At 31.7% G+C, this 19510-nt stretch carries 12 protein-coding genes; 8 read left to right on the top strand and 4 right to left on the bottom strand.

Annotation, left to right across the window (positions count from 1 at the left end; translation table 11 throughout):
• Positions 1 to 477 precede the first annotated feature (477 nt).
• From ACTG3S_RS09030 to xerA, 3 genes are all read right to left on the bottom strand, one after another.
• Positions 478 to 1641, bottom strand: a complete 1164-nt coding sequence (locus ACTG3S_RS09030) for an HNH endonuclease family protein (protein ID WP_439129032.1) — start codon at positions 1639 to 1641, stop codon at positions 478 to 480.
• On the bottom strand, positions 1638 to 2699 hold the full coding sequence (locus tag ACTG3S_RS09035) for an adenine-specific methyltransferase EcoRI family protein (protein ID WP_439129033.1): 1062 nt from the start codon (positions 2697 to 2699) through the stop codon (positions 1638 to 1640). The genes ACTG3S_RS09030 and ACTG3S_RS09035 overlap by 4 nt, the downstream gene beginning before the upstream one ends.
• Positions 2700 to 2914: 215 nt before the next feature.
• Positions 2915 to 4072, bottom strand: a complete 1158-nt coding sequence (gene xerA / locus ACTG3S_RS09040) for a site-specific tyrosine recombinase/integron integrase (protein WP_439129034.1) — start codon at positions 4070 to 4072, stop codon at positions 2915 to 2917.
• Between the two features lie 273 nt (positions 4073 to 4345).
• Here xerA and ACTG3S_RS09045 point away from each other — a divergent pair, with 273 nt between their 5' ends.
• The 5 genes from ACTG3S_RS09045 (at position 4346) to fsa (ending at position 13264) form a co-directional block, all read left to right on the top strand.
• The gene (locus ACTG3S_RS09045) at positions 4346 to 7516 is read left to right on the top strand and encodes a glycoside hydrolase family 2 TIM barrel-domain containing protein (RefSeq protein ID WP_439129035.1); all 3171 of its coding nucleotides are present in this window, start codon (positions 4346 to 4348) and stop codon (positions 7514 to 7516) included.
• A gap of 90 nt (positions 7517 to 7606) precedes the next feature.
• Entirely contained in the window at positions 7607 to 9091 is a 1485-nt protein-coding gene (locus tag ACTG3S_RS09050) for a xylulokinase (protein ID WP_439129036.1), read from the top strand.
• 26 nt (positions 9092 to 9117) lie between these two features.
• Entirely contained in the window at positions 9118 to 10443 is a 1326-nt protein-coding gene (gene xylA / locus ACTG3S_RS09055) for a xylose isomerase (RefSeq protein WP_439129037.1), read from the top strand.
• Positions 10444 to 10560: 117 nt separating this feature from the next.
• Positions 10561 to 12600 (top strand): transketolase family protein, encoded by a 2040-nt coding sequence (locus ACTG3S_RS09060; protein ID WP_439129038.1) that lies wholly within the window; start codon positions 10561 to 10563, stop codon positions 12598 to 12600.
• A gap of 10 nt (positions 12601 to 12610) precedes the next feature.
• Positions 12611 to 13264 carry a fructose-6-phosphate aldolase gene (gene fsa, locus ACTG3S_RS09065; RefSeq protein WP_439129039.1) on the top strand — a complete coding sequence of 218 codons (654 nt, stop codon included), beginning with the start codon at positions 12611 to 12613 and terminating at the stop codon, positions 13262 to 13264.
• A 3-nt stretch (positions 13265 to 13267) separates the two neighbouring features.
• Here fsa and ACTG3S_RS09070 read toward each other — a convergent pair whose 3' ends face one another.
• Positions 13268 to 13957, bottom strand: a complete 690-nt coding sequence (locus tag ACTG3S_RS09070; protein WP_439129040.1) for an NUDIX hydrolase — start codon at positions 13955 to 13957, stop codon at positions 13268 to 13270.
• 183 nt (positions 13958 to 14140) lie between these two features.
• Between ACTG3S_RS09070 and ACTG3S_RS09075 the strand changes: the two genes are divergently transcribed.
• The 3 genes from ACTG3S_RS09075 to ACTG3S_RS09085 all read left to right on the top strand — a co-directional run.
• On the top strand, positions 14141 to 17245 hold the full coding sequence (locus tag ACTG3S_RS09075; protein ID WP_439129041.1) for a SusC/RagA family TonB-linked outer membrane protein: 3105 nt from the start codon (positions 14141 to 14143) through the stop codon (positions 17243 to 17245).
• 12 nt (positions 17246 to 17257) lie between these two features.
• Positions 17258 to 18805, top strand: a complete 1548-nt coding sequence (locus ACTG3S_RS09080; protein ID WP_439129042.1) for a RagB/SusD family nutrient uptake outer membrane protein — start codon at positions 17258 to 17260, stop codon at positions 18803 to 18805.
• A gap of 46 nt (positions 18806 to 18851) precedes the next feature.
• Positions 18852 to 19510, top strand: a 659-nt coding sequence (locus ACTG3S_RS09085; protein WP_439129043.1) for an FG-GAP repeat domain-containing protein, incomplete at its 3' end; no start/stop codon positions are given.

Here is a 19510-nt window from a genome sequence, read left to right on the forward strand (position 1 = left end):
GTCGTTTTCGATTTTTAAATCAATAAAGCTCTTATGCTCATTTGGCTTATAATCTTTAAAGTTCAGATTAATTTCTGTAAGATTTTCAACTTTATTTATTGATTCTTTTTCATTGCAAGAAGTCAATAACATTAATGTTAGCAAAAAGTAAAATGGTTTTCTCATAGTTTGTTTCTAATGGTGCCTAACGTGTTTGTGTATGATTAGTTGCGTGGTTTAAACACTAAAGTTAGCAAATAAAAACTGAATTAAAATTCAGCGAGAACTTTCGTAAATAGTTAAAATACAAGCAATTAATTATACACGTTGTTGTAAGTAGTGCTTTTTTCATTCAGTTTATTTTTCCAATGTTTCTTATTTAGTACAAATTTGAGCGTTGGCAAGACATACTCTTTTGCAATTTTTGGCTTGTGCATTGGCTGAAGCGAATTGCAAATGTGTATGGCTTTAAGCGTTGGCATTGTTCAGTTCATAATTTTATTTATTTCCTTTTGCTCTATTATGAGTTTTGCATAGCATTTCGCAATTATCCTTTACAGTTTCTCCACCTTTACTCCAAGCTGTTACGTGGTCAGCATCCATTTCATTTATTTTCCAAATTTTTGTTTTATTAGAATTATTTCCAACCGCACACAAAGGACAATTTGAAGTATTTTTGTTTTTTGCTTTTTTTGTTTGTTGTGCATAAGTAGATTTTTTTGTTGCTTCATCAAAAACTCTTACTTGCAGTAATTTTGTGTCTATTGAACCTCCTAAAATATATTCAAAGACACCTTTTCTGTTTTTAACAAAAGGGTCTCCATAAAGTTCTCTTACTTGTTCAGAAACTCTTTTTGGATTATAAGCTGTTTTGTGGTATATCTCATATAATTTTCCCCATTCCAAACCACACATTTCTTTTTCTACATCAATAAAAACTGTTGATACCCAATCAATAACACTATTGAAATATGATTTCAATTCCTTAATATTGCTTTCCTTTCTATTACTACTCATATAGTTGTCGATTTTACCTCGACTAACCCAATCCAAAGCACGTTCAAGAATTTCTTGTCTATCAACACTACCTTTTATATAAGCATTCCATTTTTGAATATTTGCATTTTGGCTATTGCTAAATTCTTCTTTACAAAGCGTAACAAATTGACCAGAATAAATTGCATTTCGAAGTTCTTGAGCATTTAGTGGAACTCCTGCTATATTAATTGTTTTAAACCATTCTTTAATTTCACTTTCTTCTCCTTCGCATTCGAATATAAGAAGTTTTGCTTCTTCAATTTTTTTCTGTTTATCAATTGGTAAGCTATCAAAATATTGTTCCATTCCGTTTTCATCTTTAATTGGAAATTTGAAAGTTAGAAACCTACCAATACTTGTTATTCTTTGTTGTCCATCTAAAACTTCAAAATGTCCGTTTTTTAAAGTGTTAAAGTAAATTAGACCTAAAGGATAACCTTTTAGAATACTTTCTATAACTGCAACGTCTTTTTTACCATCTGCGTAAATATAATTCCTTTGATATTCTGGTTGAATTGTCAAAGTTCCTGAAAGACCAAAAAGACCTTTGCCTTCTGCTTCATTATATACGAAACCATCACAAATTTCTTTAACGGTTATTTCGCTCCTTAATGTTGTTTTCATTTTTGTTTAATTAAAATTCGAGCATATATTTTTTTACCATTTACAAACGGATATCCAAAATTGTATTCACTTATTTTTGTAGTTGCCATAATTCCAATTATCTCGAATTGATTTGGATTATACTTGTCAAGAAATGTTATTGGGACTCCCATTGTTCCATCAAAATCTGATGGAATTGCATCTGTAAAAGGAACTTCAATAGCATCATAATTGTCATATTTTTCGTAGGCAGGTTTCTTTTTTAATTTTTTATTGAACCTATTATTATCTTCCAACGACATTAGTTTTAATGGTTGGTATCTTTTCCCGTGTTCAATATTTGTTAACCAAAGACAATTATTTGTTGCTACAATGCGATTTCCTTCATTATCGATTCTTGCTTCTGTACCATAAAGTTCATAAGTATCTGGAACTATGAAACCAGATATCCATCTTCCCATTCCAGTACCTAACCAAATTTTATTTTGTGCAATTAATGCAAAAACCTCTTGGTATGCTATTGCATTTATATTTCCAATAATTGCAAATTGTTTATCAGCTTCGATTATCCATTGCAAAAAATCTCGAAACAATGAAAATGGTGGATTTGTAATAATAATATCAGCTTCATCCCTTAATCTTATTACTTCTTCACTTCTAAAATCTCCATCACCTTCAAGATAATTCCATTCTAAATCCTCAACATCAATTCTTCCGTCTTCTGTAACGTCTTTTTCTAAAGTAAATATCTTTCCTTGACTTTCAGTTTTGCTACTATCGTATTGAGGTGCACTTTCTTCGAATAATGTTACCTGATAACCAAGTTGATAAGGTTTGCTATTTGGTGCGTAACTTGTGCTTATCAGTTTTTTTATCCCAAAACGTTCAAAATTCTGAGCGAAAAATTTCGTAAAATTACTCCATTCAGGGTCGTCACAAGGAAGTAAAACGGTTTTGCCTTTAAAAACATTTGGATTGTAGTCAAGATATGCTTGTATTTCCTTTTGTATGTCAGAGTATAAGGTATAAAATTCGTCATTCTTGGCTTTTTTAGCTTGTGCTAAATTGTTTATTGCCATATTAATTTATGTTTATCTTTAGTTTTTAAAGTTAGTACTATTTTGTGCGTTGGCAAAAAACAGCTCTTTTATTTTTTTAGGGTTGGATTTCGTGTCGGAAAAAAAATAAATGTGCTGTTTGAGCGTTGGCTTTTTTTAGTTCAAATGTTCAATTTTAGCTCAATTTTCGCATTACTTACAACTGGTTATATGCAATCAAATATATTGCATTTTGGTTAAATATTTCCGGATAAAACAAGTTTTTCGTTATTATTATCAGGTTTGTTTATCTTTTTTAAAGCTGTATCTAATGGATTTTGTATTTGCATTAAATCTTTTCTTTTTACATGCGTATAGATCATCGTTGTTTCTGGTTTGGCATGTCCTAAAAGAGATTGTATATACCTGATGTCAACACCATTTTCTAATAAATGAGTGGCATAACTATGCCTTAATGTGTGTGGCGTTACTGTTTTAGTTATGCCCGCTTTTAAACAACTCTTTTTTAAGAATTGCCTAACACTTTCAGAACTATATTTGTTGCCATTCAAACCTTCAACAAAAAATAATTTAGGTTTATAAGAATAATAATAATTCGATAAAAGAGGTAAAAAACTGTCTGCCAAACTTACATATCTATCTTTTCTACCTTTTCCATTTTTTACGATTAATTGTTTTCTATCAATAAAAAAGTCAGCTAGTTTTAAATTTATCAACTCACTAATCCTTAATCCGCAAGAATAAATTAAAGCTATAATAGCTCTGTGCTTTAAATTTTGAGTAGCAGCAATAATTTGTAAAACTTCTTCTTGAGATAAAACACTAGGCAGTTTTCTTGATTTTTTTGGTCGTTCTAAAACCAACTCATTAATGTTTGTATTAGGATAAAAAGCGATAAACAATTTTAGTGCACTAATAAATTGTCTTTGAGAACTTATAGAATAATTTCGATCAATAAATACTTTTTCTATAAAATGCTCTACGTTTTTATGAGTAAGCTCCTCCAAAGGTGTTTTTGTATTAAAATTTACAAAATCTGCAATAAAAAAAGTATAGGTTTGTATGGTGCTTTGGCTATATCTTTTCCCTTTTAGATACAGATAAAAATTGTTTAAAAGTTGTTTTTCATCTAAAGTTAAATCCCTTTTAAAACCCTTTTTAGTAATCACCTTATCGGTATTTACAGCTGTAATATTTTTAAAAGTATTTAGCAGAAGCAAAAGGTTTTCTTTCGTGTCCTTAATATACCAACAATTTAAAGACTTACTCCAATAAGTGCCTTTAATACTTCTAACCTTATTAATTAAATCATTATGGTATGCAAATTTTAAAAGGATTTGTTTTTTATTTCGATGAACTTTTTGTTCTAAAAATAATGTAGGATAATTGTTCAAAATAATTCTTTTTAAATAGCATCCTAAAAGTAATGATTTTAAATGAATTTCATAAAAAAATGAGTATTATTTTTTAAGAATTAGTTATAAATCAATCAAAAACTTACAGAAAAGGTTTTATTTTATAGATTTTATTCAACGGTTTGTTTTTTTATTTCCACTATGAATGAAAAACTTATCTTTACTCATAAAAAATCACCATTATAAAAATTGATTTTTTAAACCTTGATGTGTCAATTTTTTTTAAAAATTCAAAATAAAATCGAAATGAAAATGCTTGGGAAACAATTTTATAAATTACTAAATTATAGGCTGATATTAATTTTATTTCTTTCAATATTACTCTTTAATTGTCAGGAAAACAAGGTTAAAAAACCAATTTATACAGCAGAAAAATGGGAAAATCCAGAATGGGAAAATCCAGTAATATTTCAGATAAATAGAGAAAAACCCACAGCAACTTTTTATAAATACAAAACCGAAAAAGAGGCTTTAAATAATCAAGGTTGGCAGAATTCTCCATTATACAAATCTTTAAACGGAACTTGGAATTTCTATTATGCAGATAGCATAAATGCAAGACCAACAGGTTTTTATAAAGATAATTTTAGCTTACAAGGTTGGGACAAAATTGAAGTACCATCAAACTGGGAAATGAAAGGTTTTGGCATTCCTGTGTACACCAATGTTAGTTACATGTTTCCAGCAAACCCACCTTTTATTCCACATCATATCAATAATAATGGAAGTTACAAACGAACATTTGAAATTCCAGAAAACTGGACTCAGAAAGACGTCTATTTACATTTTGCAGGCGTAAGTGGGGCAATGTATGTTTGGGTAAATGGTACATTTGTTGGTTACAATGAAGGTAGCAAAACTGTTGCAGAATTTGATGTTACCAAAGTAATTAAATCAGGCAAAAATACAATTGCTGTGCAAGTTTTAAGATGGTCTGATGCCAGTTATATAGAAGATCAAGATTTTTGGAGATTGTCAGGAATAGAGAGAGATGTATACGTATATGCATCAGAAAAAATAAAACTAAAAGATTTTAGAGTTATTGCAGACCTAACAAACAATTATAAAGATGGTATTTTTAATCTAACACTAGAGGTCGAAAATAATAGTGATAGTGAGCCTATAAAAAATATCGATGTAAAACTTTTAGAGGGTGATCAAGAAATTTATACAGCATCAAAAAAAAGTATATTATCTAAAGGTTTAAATAAAATCGAATTTGAAAAGCTACTGCCTAATATAAAAAAATGGAGTGCAGAAAAACCCAGTTTATACACACTTTTAATAACTGTTAATGGAGAAAGTACCGCTATAAAAGTAGGCTTTAGAAACATTAAAATAGAAAACAGTCAGTTTTTAGTAAACGGAAAACCTGTTTTAATTAAAGGAGTAAATCTACATGATCATGATGAAAAAACTGGGCATGTGGTTTCAGAAGAATTAACCATAAAAGATATGGAATTGATGAAACAAAATAACATCAATGCCATACGTTGCAGTCATTATCCTAAAAATCCATTTTTTTACAGGTTGGCAGATTTATATGGTTTTTATGTGATTGATGAAGCAAATATTGAAACCCATGGAATGGGAACCACAAACCAAGGTTTAGATAATGATTTTAAGAGACAAGCAAAACATCCTGCCTATTTACCAAATTGGAAAGGCGCACATTTAGACAGAACTATTAGAATGTTTCAGCGTGATAAAAATCATCCAAGTATTGTAACTTGGTCTTTAGGAAATGAAGCTGGAAATGGAGAAAATTTTCAGGCCACATACAAGTGGTTAAAAGATAATGATAGCACTAGACCAACGCAATATGAAGGGGCAACTAGCTATAAAAATACAGATATTCAGGCGCCTATGTATTGGCCAATTCATGTAATGATTAAGTATGCAGAACAAAAGGTGAAAAGACCTTTAATTCTCTGTGAGTATGCACATGCCATGGGCAATAGTTTGGGGAATTTACAAGATTATTGGAAGGTTATCGAAAAATATCCAACCATGCAAGGTGGTTTTATTTGGGATTGGGTAGATCAAGGGATAGCAACAAAAAATAAGTCTGGAGAAGAATTTTGGGCTTATGGTGGCGATTTAGGTGGAAAAGATTTGCAAAATGATGGAAATTTCTGTTTGAACGGAATTATAAATCCAGATAGAACTCCACATCCAGCTTTGTTTGAGGCAAAAAAAGTATTTCAGTATGTAAAATTTAAAGAAGTAAATCTATCAAAAGGAATATTTAAAATTAAGAATATCTATGATTTTACAAATTTAGCGGAATTCGAATTTTCTTGGGTTCTTTTAGAAAACGGACTTGAAGTAGCAAAAGGGAAACTAAAAGACATGAATGTTGCGTCATACCAAACAAAAATGATACAAATAGATTTGCCTAAATTAACCAATTCAAAAAGTGATTATCATATCAATTTTTATGCAAAAACGAAAGCACAAAAAACCTTAATTCCAAAAGGGCATGTAGTTGCTTATGAACAATTTTTAGTACAAAAAGGAGACTTTTCTCCATCAGAAAAAAACACAGGCAAAGAAATTATTGCTAAGAAAACCGATGCTAACTTAGAAATTTACAACAACAATTTTAAAGCCAATTTTAACTTAAAAACAGGGGTTTTAAACGTATTAGATTATGGTTTTGGTAATCTTTTTATAAGAGGAATCACTCCAAATTTTTGGAGAGCTACAACCGATAATGATTTTGGTTTTAGAATGCCTAAAAGGTTAGGAGTTTGGAAAAGTGCTACCGAAAATCAAGAGCTAATAGCTATCAATAAAACCAAAAAAGGGCATACTATTATTGTAGACGTAGCTTATAAATCTCCAAAATTAAAAGATGCTAAAGTAACCATGCATTATATTTTTAATGTAAATGGAAGTATAAATGTAACCACAACTTTTGATGATAATGGAGTAGAGCTACCAATATTACCAAGATTTGGTACAAACTTTATAATTCATAAAGAATATGAAAATGTAAATTGGTTAGGTAGAGGGCCATTTGAAAATTATCAAGATAGAAACACAGCAGCTTTGGTGGGCAATTACGCAACAAAAGTGGCTGATTTATATTTCCCATACATTAGGCCACAAGAAAATGGTTATAAAACAGAGAATAGATGGGTAAGTTTTTTAAATGATAAAGGCCAAGGTATAAAAATTACAGCTCAAAAATATTTTGGTTTTAGTGCGCATCAACAATACAATTCAGATTTTGATGCAGGTAAAAAGAAACAACAAAGACACACAACCGATATTCAAAAAAGAGATTTGGTAAACATTAATATTGATGCTGAACAAATGGGTGTTGGGGGTGATACTAGTTGGGGGGCAATGCCACACTCAGAATATCAAATAAAAGCAGAAAAAATGAAATTTTCTTATACAATTTCTAAATTCTAAAAAAAAAAGTTGCAGAATTTGTAATGCAAGAAAAATAAATACAATATTTACTACTCACAAAATTAACCATAAGAGAATCATTATAAAGAGATGTATTACATAGGATTTGATTTAGGGAGCTCATCAATTAAAGCTGCCTTAGTTGAAATTTCAACAGGAAAGAGTATCAGTGTTGTTCAAGAGCCAAAAACCGAAATGAGCATGCTTGCTCTAAAAAATGGGTGGGCAGAACAAAAACCAGAAGAATGGTGGCAACACATCTGTAAAGCGATTCAAAATCTTAAAAAAACGTACAACGTTTCTAGAACAGAAATTAAAGGTATTGGTATTTCATATCAGATGCATGGTTTGATTTTGGTAGATAAAGAGGGTAAGCCTTTACGAAAAAGTATCATTTGGTGCGATAGTAGAGCTGTAGAAATTGGTAAAGAAGCATTTGCTAATATTGGTAGCGAAAAAAGCTCCAGTCACTTATTAAATTCTCCCGCTAATTTTACAGCTTCAAAATTAAAATGGGTAAAAGATAATGAACCAGATATTTACAAAAAAGCATATAAGTTTATGTTGCCTGGAGATTATATTGCGTATCGCTTTTCAAATAAAATAAACACTACAATTTCTGGACTCTCAGAAGGTATCTTTTGGGATTTTAAAAATGATACGATTGCAGACTTTCTTTTAGATTATTATGGCATTGATAAATCCTTATTGCCAGATATTGTAGACACCTTTGGTTTGCAATCTGTGGTGGATGAAAAAGGAGAAGCAGAAAGTACTTTGGCTGCAGGAACGCCTATATTTTATCGTGCAGGAGATCAACCAAACAACGCATTATCTTTAAATGTATTTAATCCAGGTGAGGTTGCAGCAACAGGTGGAACTTCTGGAGTTGTCTATGCAGTTACCGAAAGTTTATCAGGTAAAGAAAGTACACGAGTTAATAATTTTGCCCATGTAAATTATCAAAAATCAATTCCAAGAATTGGAAAACTACTTAACATTAATGGGGCTGGAATTCAATATAGATGGTTACTTAATAATTTATCTGTTAATTCTTATGATGAAATGAATCAGCTAGCTTCTGAAGTTCCTGTTGGTTCAGATGGTGTTTGTATGTTATCTTTTGGGAATGGTGCAGAAAGAATGTTAAACAACCGAGAAATAGGCACAAGAATAGTCAATTTAAACTTGAATAATCATCAAAAGGGACATTTATGTAGAGCAGCTTTAGAAGGTATTGCCTTTTCATTTGTGTATGGTATGGATATTTTAAAATCAGATGGTATTAATGTTAATGTGATGAGAGCTGGAAACGATAATTTATTCCGTTCAGAAATTTTTGCAAATACAGTAGCAACATTAATTAATCAAGAAATTGAAATATATAATACCACAGGAGCTATTGGTGCAGCAAGAGCCGCAGGTTTACATAAAGGTGATTTTGAGTTGTATGGCAAACTAGTAGAAGACAATGATTACGTAATGACATTTATCCCTTTAAAGGATAAAGAACCTTATTTAAAGGCTTACGAAAACTGGAAAAAAGAATTGAATCTTATTTTAAATAACAAATAGAAAGTATATATTTTAAAAGCAAAAAAATGGCATTGATAGGCAACAAAGAATACTACAAAGGTATTGGCGAAATTAAGTTTGAAGGAAAAGAATCAGACAATCCTTTAGCATTTAAATACTACAACCCAGAACAAGTAGTTGCAGGTAAAAAAATGAAAGATTGGTTTAAGTTTTCAATAGCTTATTGGCACACGTTCTGTGGGCAAGGGGCAGATCCATTTGGTCCAGGAACTCAAAGTTTTGAGTGGGATAAACCAGCAGATGCAATTGTGGCTGCAAAAGAAAAAGCAGATGCTGCTTTTGAATTTATTACAAAAATGGGTTTTGATTACTACTGTTTTCACGATTTCGATTTAATCAGAGAAGGAGCAACATTTGCAGAATCTGAGTCTCGATTAGCAACAATTACAGAATATTTAAAAGAAAAACAAGCCGCTTCTGGGGTTAAATTACTTTGGGGTACTGCTAACTGTTTTTCTAATCCACGTTATATGAATGGGGCAGCAACAAATCCTGATTTTGATGTAGTTGCAAGAGCTGGTGGACAAATTAAATTAGCGCTAGACGCTACTATGGCATTAAATGGTGAAAACTATGTGTTTTGGGGTGGTCGAGAAGGTTACATGTCTCTTTTAAATACAGATATGGGGCGTGAATTAGATCACATGGGGCAATTTTTAACAATGTGTAGAGATTATGCTCGTGCTCAGGGTTTTAAAGGAAACTTCTTTATTGAACCAAAACCAATGGAGCCATCTAAACATCAATATGATTTTGATAGTGCAACAGCTATTGGTTTCTTAAAAGAATATGGTTTAGATAAAGATTTTAAAATTAATATCGAAGTAAATCACGCTACTTTAGCGCAACACACATTTCAACACGAAATTGAAACCGCTGCAAAAGCAGCTATGTTAGGTAGTTTAGATGCCAACAGAGGAGATTATCAAAATGGTTGGGATACTGACCAATTTCCAAACAACATCCAAGAAACTACAGAGGCAATGTTAGTGTTCTTAAAAGCTGGTGGTTTACAAGGTGGTGGTGTTAATTTTGATGCTAAAATCAGAAGAAACTCAACAGATTTAGAAGATGTTTTTCACGCTCATATCGGTGGTGCTGATACATTTGCAAGAGCTTTATTAATTGCTGATAAAATTATTACATCTTCACCTTACGAAAAATTAAGAACAGAGCGTTATGCTTCTTTTGATACTGGTAAAGGAAAAGATTTTGAAGCAGGTAAATTAAGTTTACAAGATTTATATAAAATAGCGCAAGATAACGGAGAGCTATCATTAAAGAGTGGTAAACAAGAATTATTTGAAAACATTATAAATCAATATATATAAAATAGTGCTACTAATAGATTTAGATTATTTTGTATATATTTGCAAGTGTATAAAACACACTTGTTTTTTGTACGCTTAATTTTTGTAATTTAGTACCCACAATAAACTCATAATTAAATGAACCAAAAAATAGACCAACAAGCAGCAGACAATATAAGAGCTCTAGCAGTTGCCATGGTAGAAAAAGCAAATTCAGGGCATCCAGGAGGACCAATGGGAGGTGCAGATTTTATGCACATCCTGTATTCAGAATTTTTTAATTTTGATCCTTCAGATATGACTTGGGCGTTCAGAGATCGCTTTTTTATGGATGCAGGACATTTATCAACTTTAATGTATGCGCAGTATTATCTTTTAGGAAACTATAAAAAAGAAGATGTTGCTAATTTTAGACAATGGGGTTCCATAACTCCTGGTCATCCAGAAGTAGATGTTAAAAGAGGTATAGAAAACACCTCAGGCCCTTTAGGGCAAGGACATACCATGGGAATTGGCGCAGCAATTGCAGCAAAATTTTTACAAGCACGTTTTGGAGATTGGATGAATCATAAAGTATATGGTTTTATTTCTGATGGAGGTGTGCAAGAAGAAATTTCTCAAGGAGCAGGTAGAATTGCAGGACATTTAGGTTTGAGTAATTTTATTATGTTTTTCGATTCTAATGATATTCAGTTATCAACATCTACAGACGAAGTAACTACTGAAGACACAGCCATGAAATATGAGTCTTGGGGTTGGAAAGTAGTAACTATTGATGGTCATAACCATGATGAAATCAGAAAAGCATTAACAGATGCAAATAACGAAACCGAAAAACCGACCCTAATTATTGGTAAAACGATCATGGGTAAAGGTTGTGTTACAGCTGAAGGAAAAATGTTTGAAGGCGAATGTGAATTGCATGGAAAACCAATTGGTGCAACTGGAGCAGATTACGAAAAAACCTTACTAAATTTAGGAGCAAGTGTTGAAAACCCTTTTGATATTTATGAGGATGTTAGTGCCTTTTATCAAAATTTATTAAAAGAAAAAACAGCGAAAGCTACTGAAAAGAAAAAAGAAATAGCTGCTTGGAGAAAATCAAATACAGCACTTTCAGACAAATTAGATTTCTTTTTATCAGGAGAATTACCAGCATTAGATTTTGAAGGAATTGTGCACAAACAAGGTTTGGCATCTAGAGCTGCTTCATCTGGAGTTTTAGCATATTTAGCTGATAAAGTGGAAAATATGATTGTTTCTTCTGCGGATTTATCAAATTCAGATAAAACAGATGGCTTTTTAAAGAAAACACAAGCATTGAAAAAAGGAGATTTTTCAGGTTCGTTTTTACAAGCAGGTGTTGCAGAATTAACCATGGCTTGTATTGCAAACGGAATTGCTTTACATGGTGGTATTATTCCTGTAGTAGCAACTTTCTTTGTATTTTCAGATTATATGAAACCTGCTATTCGTCTAAGTGGAATTCAGGAATTGGGTGTAAAATATGTGTGGACTCATGATGCATTTAGAGTAGGAGAAGATGGTCCAACACACCAACCTGTAGAACAAGAAGCACAAATTCGTTTACTTGAAAAATTGAAAAATCATAGTGGAAACCCAAGTTTCTTAGCATTACGTCCTGCAGATTCTGCAGAAACAAGTGTTGCTTGGAAAATGGCTCTAGAAAATTCAAAAACTCCTACGGGTTTAATTCTATCACGACAAGGAATTAAGGATTTATTACCATCAAAAGATGGATCAAGATATCAAGAAGCTTTAGCTGCAGAGAAAGGTGGGTATTTAGTAAAAGAAGTAGAAAATCCAGACATTGTTTTAATCGCAAATGGTTCTGAAGTGGCAACTTTAGTAGAGGCTGCAGAAATTTTAGAATCAGAAAACGGATTGAAAGTAAATATTGCTTCTGTAATTTCTGAAGGTGTTTTTAGATTACAATCTAAGGATTATCAAAATTCTGTAATCCCTAAAAACAAGCCATTATTTGGTTTAACAGCAGGTTTACCAATAAATTTAGAAGGTTTGGTTGGCGATAACGGAAAAGTGTTTGGTTTAGAGCATTTTGGTTATTCTGCACCAGCAACTGTATTAGACGATAAGTTTGGTTTTACAGGCAAAAAAGTAAGTAAAGAGGTATTAGAATATTTAAAAACAGTATAAAACTAGAATTATGAAATTTTTTATTGATACAGCAAATTTAGATGAAATTGCAGAAGCACAAGCTTTAGGTATTTTAGATGGTGTAACCACAAACCCGTCTTTAATGGCCAAAGAAGGCATTACAGGTGCAGAAAATATATTAAATCATTATAAAAAAATCTGTGATATTGTAGAAGGTGATGTTTCTGCAGAAGTAATTGCAACAGATTATGAGGGAATGGTGAAACAAGGTGAAGAGTTAGCCGCTTTAAACTCACAAATTGTAGTAAAATTACCTATGATTGCTGATGGGGTAAAAGCATGTAAATACTTTTCTGATAAAGGCATCAAAACTAATGTTACTTTGGTTTTTTCAGTAGGGCAAGCTTTGTTAGCTGCAAAAGCTGGGGCAACGTATGTGTCTCCTTTTTTAGGTAGATTAGATGATATTTCAACAGATGGTTTACACCTAATTTCTGAAATAAGACAAGTGTATGATAACTATGGTTTTGAAACACAAATATTATCAGCATCTGTACGTCATACAATGCACGTAATTAATTGTGCTAAAATTGGTAGTGATGTAATGACAGGACCATTATCATCTATAACAGGATTGTTAAAACACCCATTAACAGATAGTGGATTAGCAAAATTTTTAGAAGATTATAAAAAAGGAAACTAAACTTTACAGTTTTAAGTAAAAATCATTAGACTTTTTACTGTCGTATTTTTCTTGATCAAACATAAAAAGATATGATCCTTTTGTTGAAGAGGTCATATCTTTTTCTTTTAATTTGATTAAAATATCCATAGACTTTATTTTGTTTATGAAATTTCTTTTGTCTATTTTTTTATTTAAAATAGTCTCATAAAGCTTTTGAAGCTGACGCATTGTAAATTTTTCTGGAAGAAGCTCAAAACCAATTGGGTTGATTGAGGTTCTTCTTCTTAATCTTCGAATAGCTTTTGAAACCATTTGGTTGTGATCAAAAATTAAATCTGGCATCTTAGAAACACTAAACCATTTAGCATAATGATTCTTGGTTAAGTCTTTATTATGCTTGTCTATATTAATGATTGCGTAATAAGATGTAGAAACAGTTCTGTCTACTGGGTCTCTATCTACTTCACTAAATGCATAAAGTTGTTCTAGATAAACATCATGAACTCCAGTTAGTTCGTGTAAAATTCTAGCAGCAGCTTCATCTAAATTTTCATTTATTTTTAAAAACCCACCCATTAAAGACCATTTTCCTTTTTCTGGTTCGAAATCCCTTTTAATAAGTAAAACCTTTAAATCCTCATTATCAAAACCAAATATTATACAATCTACAGATAAAAATATCCTATCTTCTTGGTTGTAATTAATTTTCATTTTTATTAAAGTTTTGAATTAAACAAAAATAGATATAATTTTTTAATATTTCATTAAATATTAACCTTAGAAGTGTGAAATATACATTTTTTTTAAAAAAGCCTTGCATAATAAAATAAAATGTGTTTAATTTACAAATGTAAAGTTAACACTTATAAATTATTAATCTAAAAGAAAAATAATATGATAACAATTAAATCATTATTTTCTAATTACTCATTATCACTGTTTTCAAAAAAGTGGCAGTTATTTATGGTAATTATTATGTTGTGTTCAATCAACAGTTTTGCACAACAAAAAACTATTACAGGAACTGTTACTGATTCCTCAGGAGAAATTATTCCTGGTGTAAACATTTTGATTAAAGGAAGTAAATCTGGTACTTCTTCAGATTTTGATGGTAAATACTCAATTAAAGCAAAACTAAACGACGTGATAGTTTTTTCTTATTTGGGTTATTCTCAAAAAGAAATTGTTGTTGGAGAATCTACTACAATTAATGTAGTATTAAAAGAAAATGCAACTTCTTTAGATGAAATTGTTGTTGTTGGTTATGGTTCGCAAAGAAAATCAGATTTAACCGGATCTGTAAGTTTAGTCGATACAGAGGAAATGACGAAACAAGCTTCAAACGATGTTACACAAATGATGCAAGGACGTGTTGCAGGTGTTTCAATTACATCTGATGGGCAACCTGGAGCAGCACCAAGTGTTCGAATTAGAGGTGTAGCTACTTTTGGAATTGGAGCAAGTGCTGAACCATTATATGTGGTTGATGGAGTTCCTATTGACGGAATTAGAGATATAAACCCGAATGATATAGAATCTGTTCAGGTTCTTAAGGATGCGTCTGCTGGAGCCATTTATGGAAATAGAGCAGGTAATGGTGTAATTATTATTACTACAAAGTCAGGTAGAAAAGGTCAAAAGACCTCTATCAGCCTTTCATCTTATTATGGTGTACAAAGTATTACACAAAAACTTCCACTTTTAGATAGAGTTGGATATCAAACTATAAACAGAGAATTGATTAACAATGGTGGAAATACAATTCCAATCCCAACTGGAAACGATCCTAATTCTCCTGATTTTATTGATAACATAGATACAGATTGGCAAGATGAAGGTTTTACGATGGGGTACATACAAAATCATAACTTTAGTGTTTCTGGGGGTACTGAAAAATCAAATTATTTTATGTCTTTAGACTATTTAGATAATGAGGGCACTTTAGTTGGTCAAGGACCAAATTACAGACGTTATTCTTTTAGAGTAAATTCAGAGGCTAAATTTGGTAAATTTACAGTAGGTGAAAACCTCTTTTTTGTCAATTCAGATGAGAACCCTTTATTTGATACAGCTTCCATTAATTTACCTGGTGGAAGACCTACGTTGGTAAATGATTTACTACAAGCTGCACCAACTATTCCCGTAAGAGATCCTAATAGGTTAGGCGGTTTTGGAGGTGCAAACTCTACAATACATAATTCGATTACACTTAACGTTCCTGGAATTAATACATTAATTGATACTGAAACGAAAGTAAATAGATTAAATGCTAATTTATACGCGAGTTTTGAGCCAGTGGATGGTTTAGTTTTTAAATCAAGCGGATCTTTTAATACTACTAATATTACGAGTCAGCTATTTGTGCCGCAATATGATTTAGGTTACTTTTTTCCAAATCCATTAGCTCAGTTGCGTGTTGTAAATACAAACATAAGTAGATTTTTATTAGAGAATACAGCTAGTTATACCAAAGAGTTTGGGAAGCATAATTTATCTGTATTAGCTGGTCAGACCTTTCAAAAAGATGAATTTAGAGCGGTTACTGCTGTAGGTGGAGGTTTAACTGAGCCTTATGTTTTAAATTTAGGGAATGCTACAGAATACAGTGTGTTTGATAACATTCAGGAAGCTGCTTTATTTTCTCTATTAGGTAGAGTAAATTACTCTTTTGATGATAAGTACTTTTTTACAGGAAACGTTAGATATGATGGTTCTTCAAAATTTAATCCTGATGTTAGATATCAAGTTTTCCCTTCTGTTTCTGCAGCTTGGAAAATACATAACGAATTTGAATTACCAGACTTTATAAGTACTCTTAAATTAAGAGGTGGTTGGGGAGAAGTAGGTAACCAAGAAGTTGGAAATTACCTATACCAAAGAACTATAAATAGAGGTATACCATATCAATTTTCTGGAGGATCAACGGTTGTTGGTGCAGCAGTAACCTCACTTATTGATGAAGATATTAAGTGGGAAACTAGACAAACAAGTAGTATTGGTATTGATGCATCTCTTTTTAACGGTGCTTTAGACTTTACGGCAGAATATTATAGGAATACATCTAAAGACGTATTAGTTAATATTCCTGTGCCTTACTCTAATACTGTTGGAGCATTTAATTCTGAGATATTGTCTAATGCAGGTTCAATTAGAAACTCCGGTATAGAACTATCTGCCGTTTACAGACAAAGTGTTGGTAATGATTTCTCATTTGAAATCGCTCCAAATTTTTATACTGTAAAAAATGAAATACTTGAAATTGGTGGTCAAGAATTTATCACAGGAGCAGGAACCAGAAATATTGTTGGTCGTTCTTTAGGTGAGCATTATGGTTGGGTTTATGATGGTATTTTTCAATCTGCACAAGAAGTTGCAGGCGCACCTTTTCAAACACCAGGAACAGCTGCTGGAGATATAAAATATAAAGATATTAGTGGACCAAATGGAACACCAGATGGTGTAGTTAATGATCAAGACAGAACTTTTTTAGGTCAAGGATTGCCAACCTATTATTATGGTTTAAATATAACTGCTAAGTACAAAGATTTTGACTTTACTATTTTCGGTCAAGGAAGTGGAGGTAATTTAATTAACAGTAATTTATATCGTGGTTTAATGCCAACACAAGGTTTTACCAACTGGCATGAGGATATTTTAAACCGTTGGACACCAACGAATACAAATACGACTGTACCACGAGTTGTTTTAAATGATCCAAACAACAATCAGAGAGACTCTGATAGACCTGGTTGGTTACAAGATGGAGATTACTTTAGATTAAATACGATATCTTTAGGATATAGTTTGCCACAAGATGTTATTAGTAAACTTTCAATTTCTAATGCAAGATTTTTTGTTACCTTGCAGAATGTAGCTGTTTTTTCTAAATACAAAGGGTATAATCCAGACTTTCAAGCTGGTGTATTAAATCCAGGTTTTGATTTTGGAACTTATCCAAGACCAATGACAACCATGTTAGGATTTCAATTAAAATTTTAAAATTTAAGAAAAATGAAAACACAATTCACAAAATTATTTTTACTCTTAGTTGCTATTACATCACTTAATTCGTGTGACAAGGAACTTGACATTCAAGATACAAATAGACTTCTTGCAGATGAGTACTACCAGAGTCAATCTGAGGCTGTAGCTGCGGTAGATGCTATTTATAATGGACTTATTATAGATGGTAATTATCAAAGAATGATGCCTGCTATAAATGATGCTAGAGGAGATGAAGCTAGTTCAAGAAGTCCATGGCCATTTTTAACAGGAACGGGTAATTTTACAATTCCTTCCACTCAGCCAGATATTATAATAGCATATTTAGGTTGTTATACTATTATTAATAGAGCTAATCAGGCTCTTGCGGCAATTGATCAAATCGATGATATAGAAGCAAATCTAAGAAAGAGACTTATTGGGCAAGCTTACTTTCTAAGAGCTTTAGCATATTTTAATGCTTCAAATATCTTTGAAAACCCACCTTTGGTGCTAGAGGTACAAACTGGTGCAGATACTTTTTTTCCATCTAATCAATCGACAACTCAAGCTGATGTATATGCTCAGGTAGAGTCAGATTTAAATGAGGCAATAAGTAGACTTCCTGCTAGTTATTCAAGTATTTCTGGTCCAGATGCTGGTCAACCAGCACGAGCAACTCTTGGAGCTGCAAATTCATTAATGGGAAAACTTAAGTTATATCAAAATGATTATGCTGGAGCTATACCTTATTTTGAAGCTGTTGTTAATTCTCAAATGTATGACTTAGCACCTAATTATGGAGATTTATTCTCTCAAGATCCTGCATTAGAAAATGCAAATCCAGGGAGAATATTTTGGGCAGAATTTACACAAAGCGCAAATGTAGACTTTAATTGGGGAGGTGATCCAACTGTAAACTGGAGACAGTTTTCAGCAGTTGCACCAACGTATTCAGGAGCAGACTTTTATGATTTTACTCCTACGCAATTCCTAGTTGATGAGTTAAAACAAGAAAGAACCATTAATAATGAAATTGACCCAAGATATCCTGCTACAATTTTGTCTTTTCTTCCTGCAGAGGGATTAACACAATCTTATGGAGCACCATATTTCTTAGACCAAAATCAAAATTATCTTGCTAAATATACTTTAGCAAATGAAGGTGGAGATCCATTTACTTGTGGTATCAACTATCATATCATACGTTTTGCAGATGTATTGTTAATGTACGCAGAATGTTTAGCGAATACGAATAATATAGCTAGTGCAGCTACCCAAGTTCAAAGAGTTAGAGATAGAGCAAATCTTCCTGACAGAGAGGCTGAGTTTGCAGCGTTAAATCTAACGCAATTTATGGATCAGTTAGCACATGAACGTGTAACAGAATTAGCTATTGAAGGCTTAAGATGGTATGATATAAAGAGATGGGGTTGGTTAGATGATGCAACTAAATTAAATGAACTTAAAGCTCATGATATAGATTTTGATTCATATACACCTGGAAGACAATTTCAACCTTTTCCACAATCAGAATTGGATAGAAACCCTAATTTAGTTGGTAATACAGCAAATTAATATAGAGAAAGAATTTATTTGAATTAGTTTTAAAACAAATTGATGCTTGAAAATTAACAAAGGTATAATTACTTTATTAGCAATAACCTTGGTTATTGGTTGCACAAATAAAGCTAGAGAGAATACTTTATTTGAACTAGTTAGTGCTAATTATTCAGGCATCAATTTTAAAAATCAAATTTCTACAAACGACTCTATTAATATTCTATCTTATGAATACCTTTATAATGGAGGTGGAGTAGGTATAGGAGATTTTAACAACGATAATCTTCCAGATATTATATTTTCTGGAAATCAAGTAAAAAGTAGGATTTATATTAATAAAGGCAATTTAACTTTTAAAGATATAACTAGTTCTTCAGGAATAAACACAAAAAATAAATGGTGTACAGGTGTAAGTGTCATAGACATTAATCAAGATGGATTTGATGACATTTATTTAAGTATAGGTGGAATGGGAAACAAAAGTATGTTTCCCAATTTGCTTTACATCAATAATGGTGACTCAACTTTTACAGAATCTGCTAAAGATTATGGTTTAGCAGACCAAGGTGAAAGTATACAGTCACTTTTTTTTGATTATGATCTAGATGGTGATTTAGATATGTACCTGCTTACTGGAGGAGGTTTTGAGAGATCTGCGATTACAATAAGACCAATCTTAAAAAATGGTGAAAGCAGAAATACAGATCGATTATATAGAAA

It is taken from the genome of Polaribacter sp. (assembly GCF_965656025.1).
Lineage (GTDB): Bacteria > Bacteroidota > Bacteroidia > Flavobacteriales > Flavobacteriaceae > Polaribacter.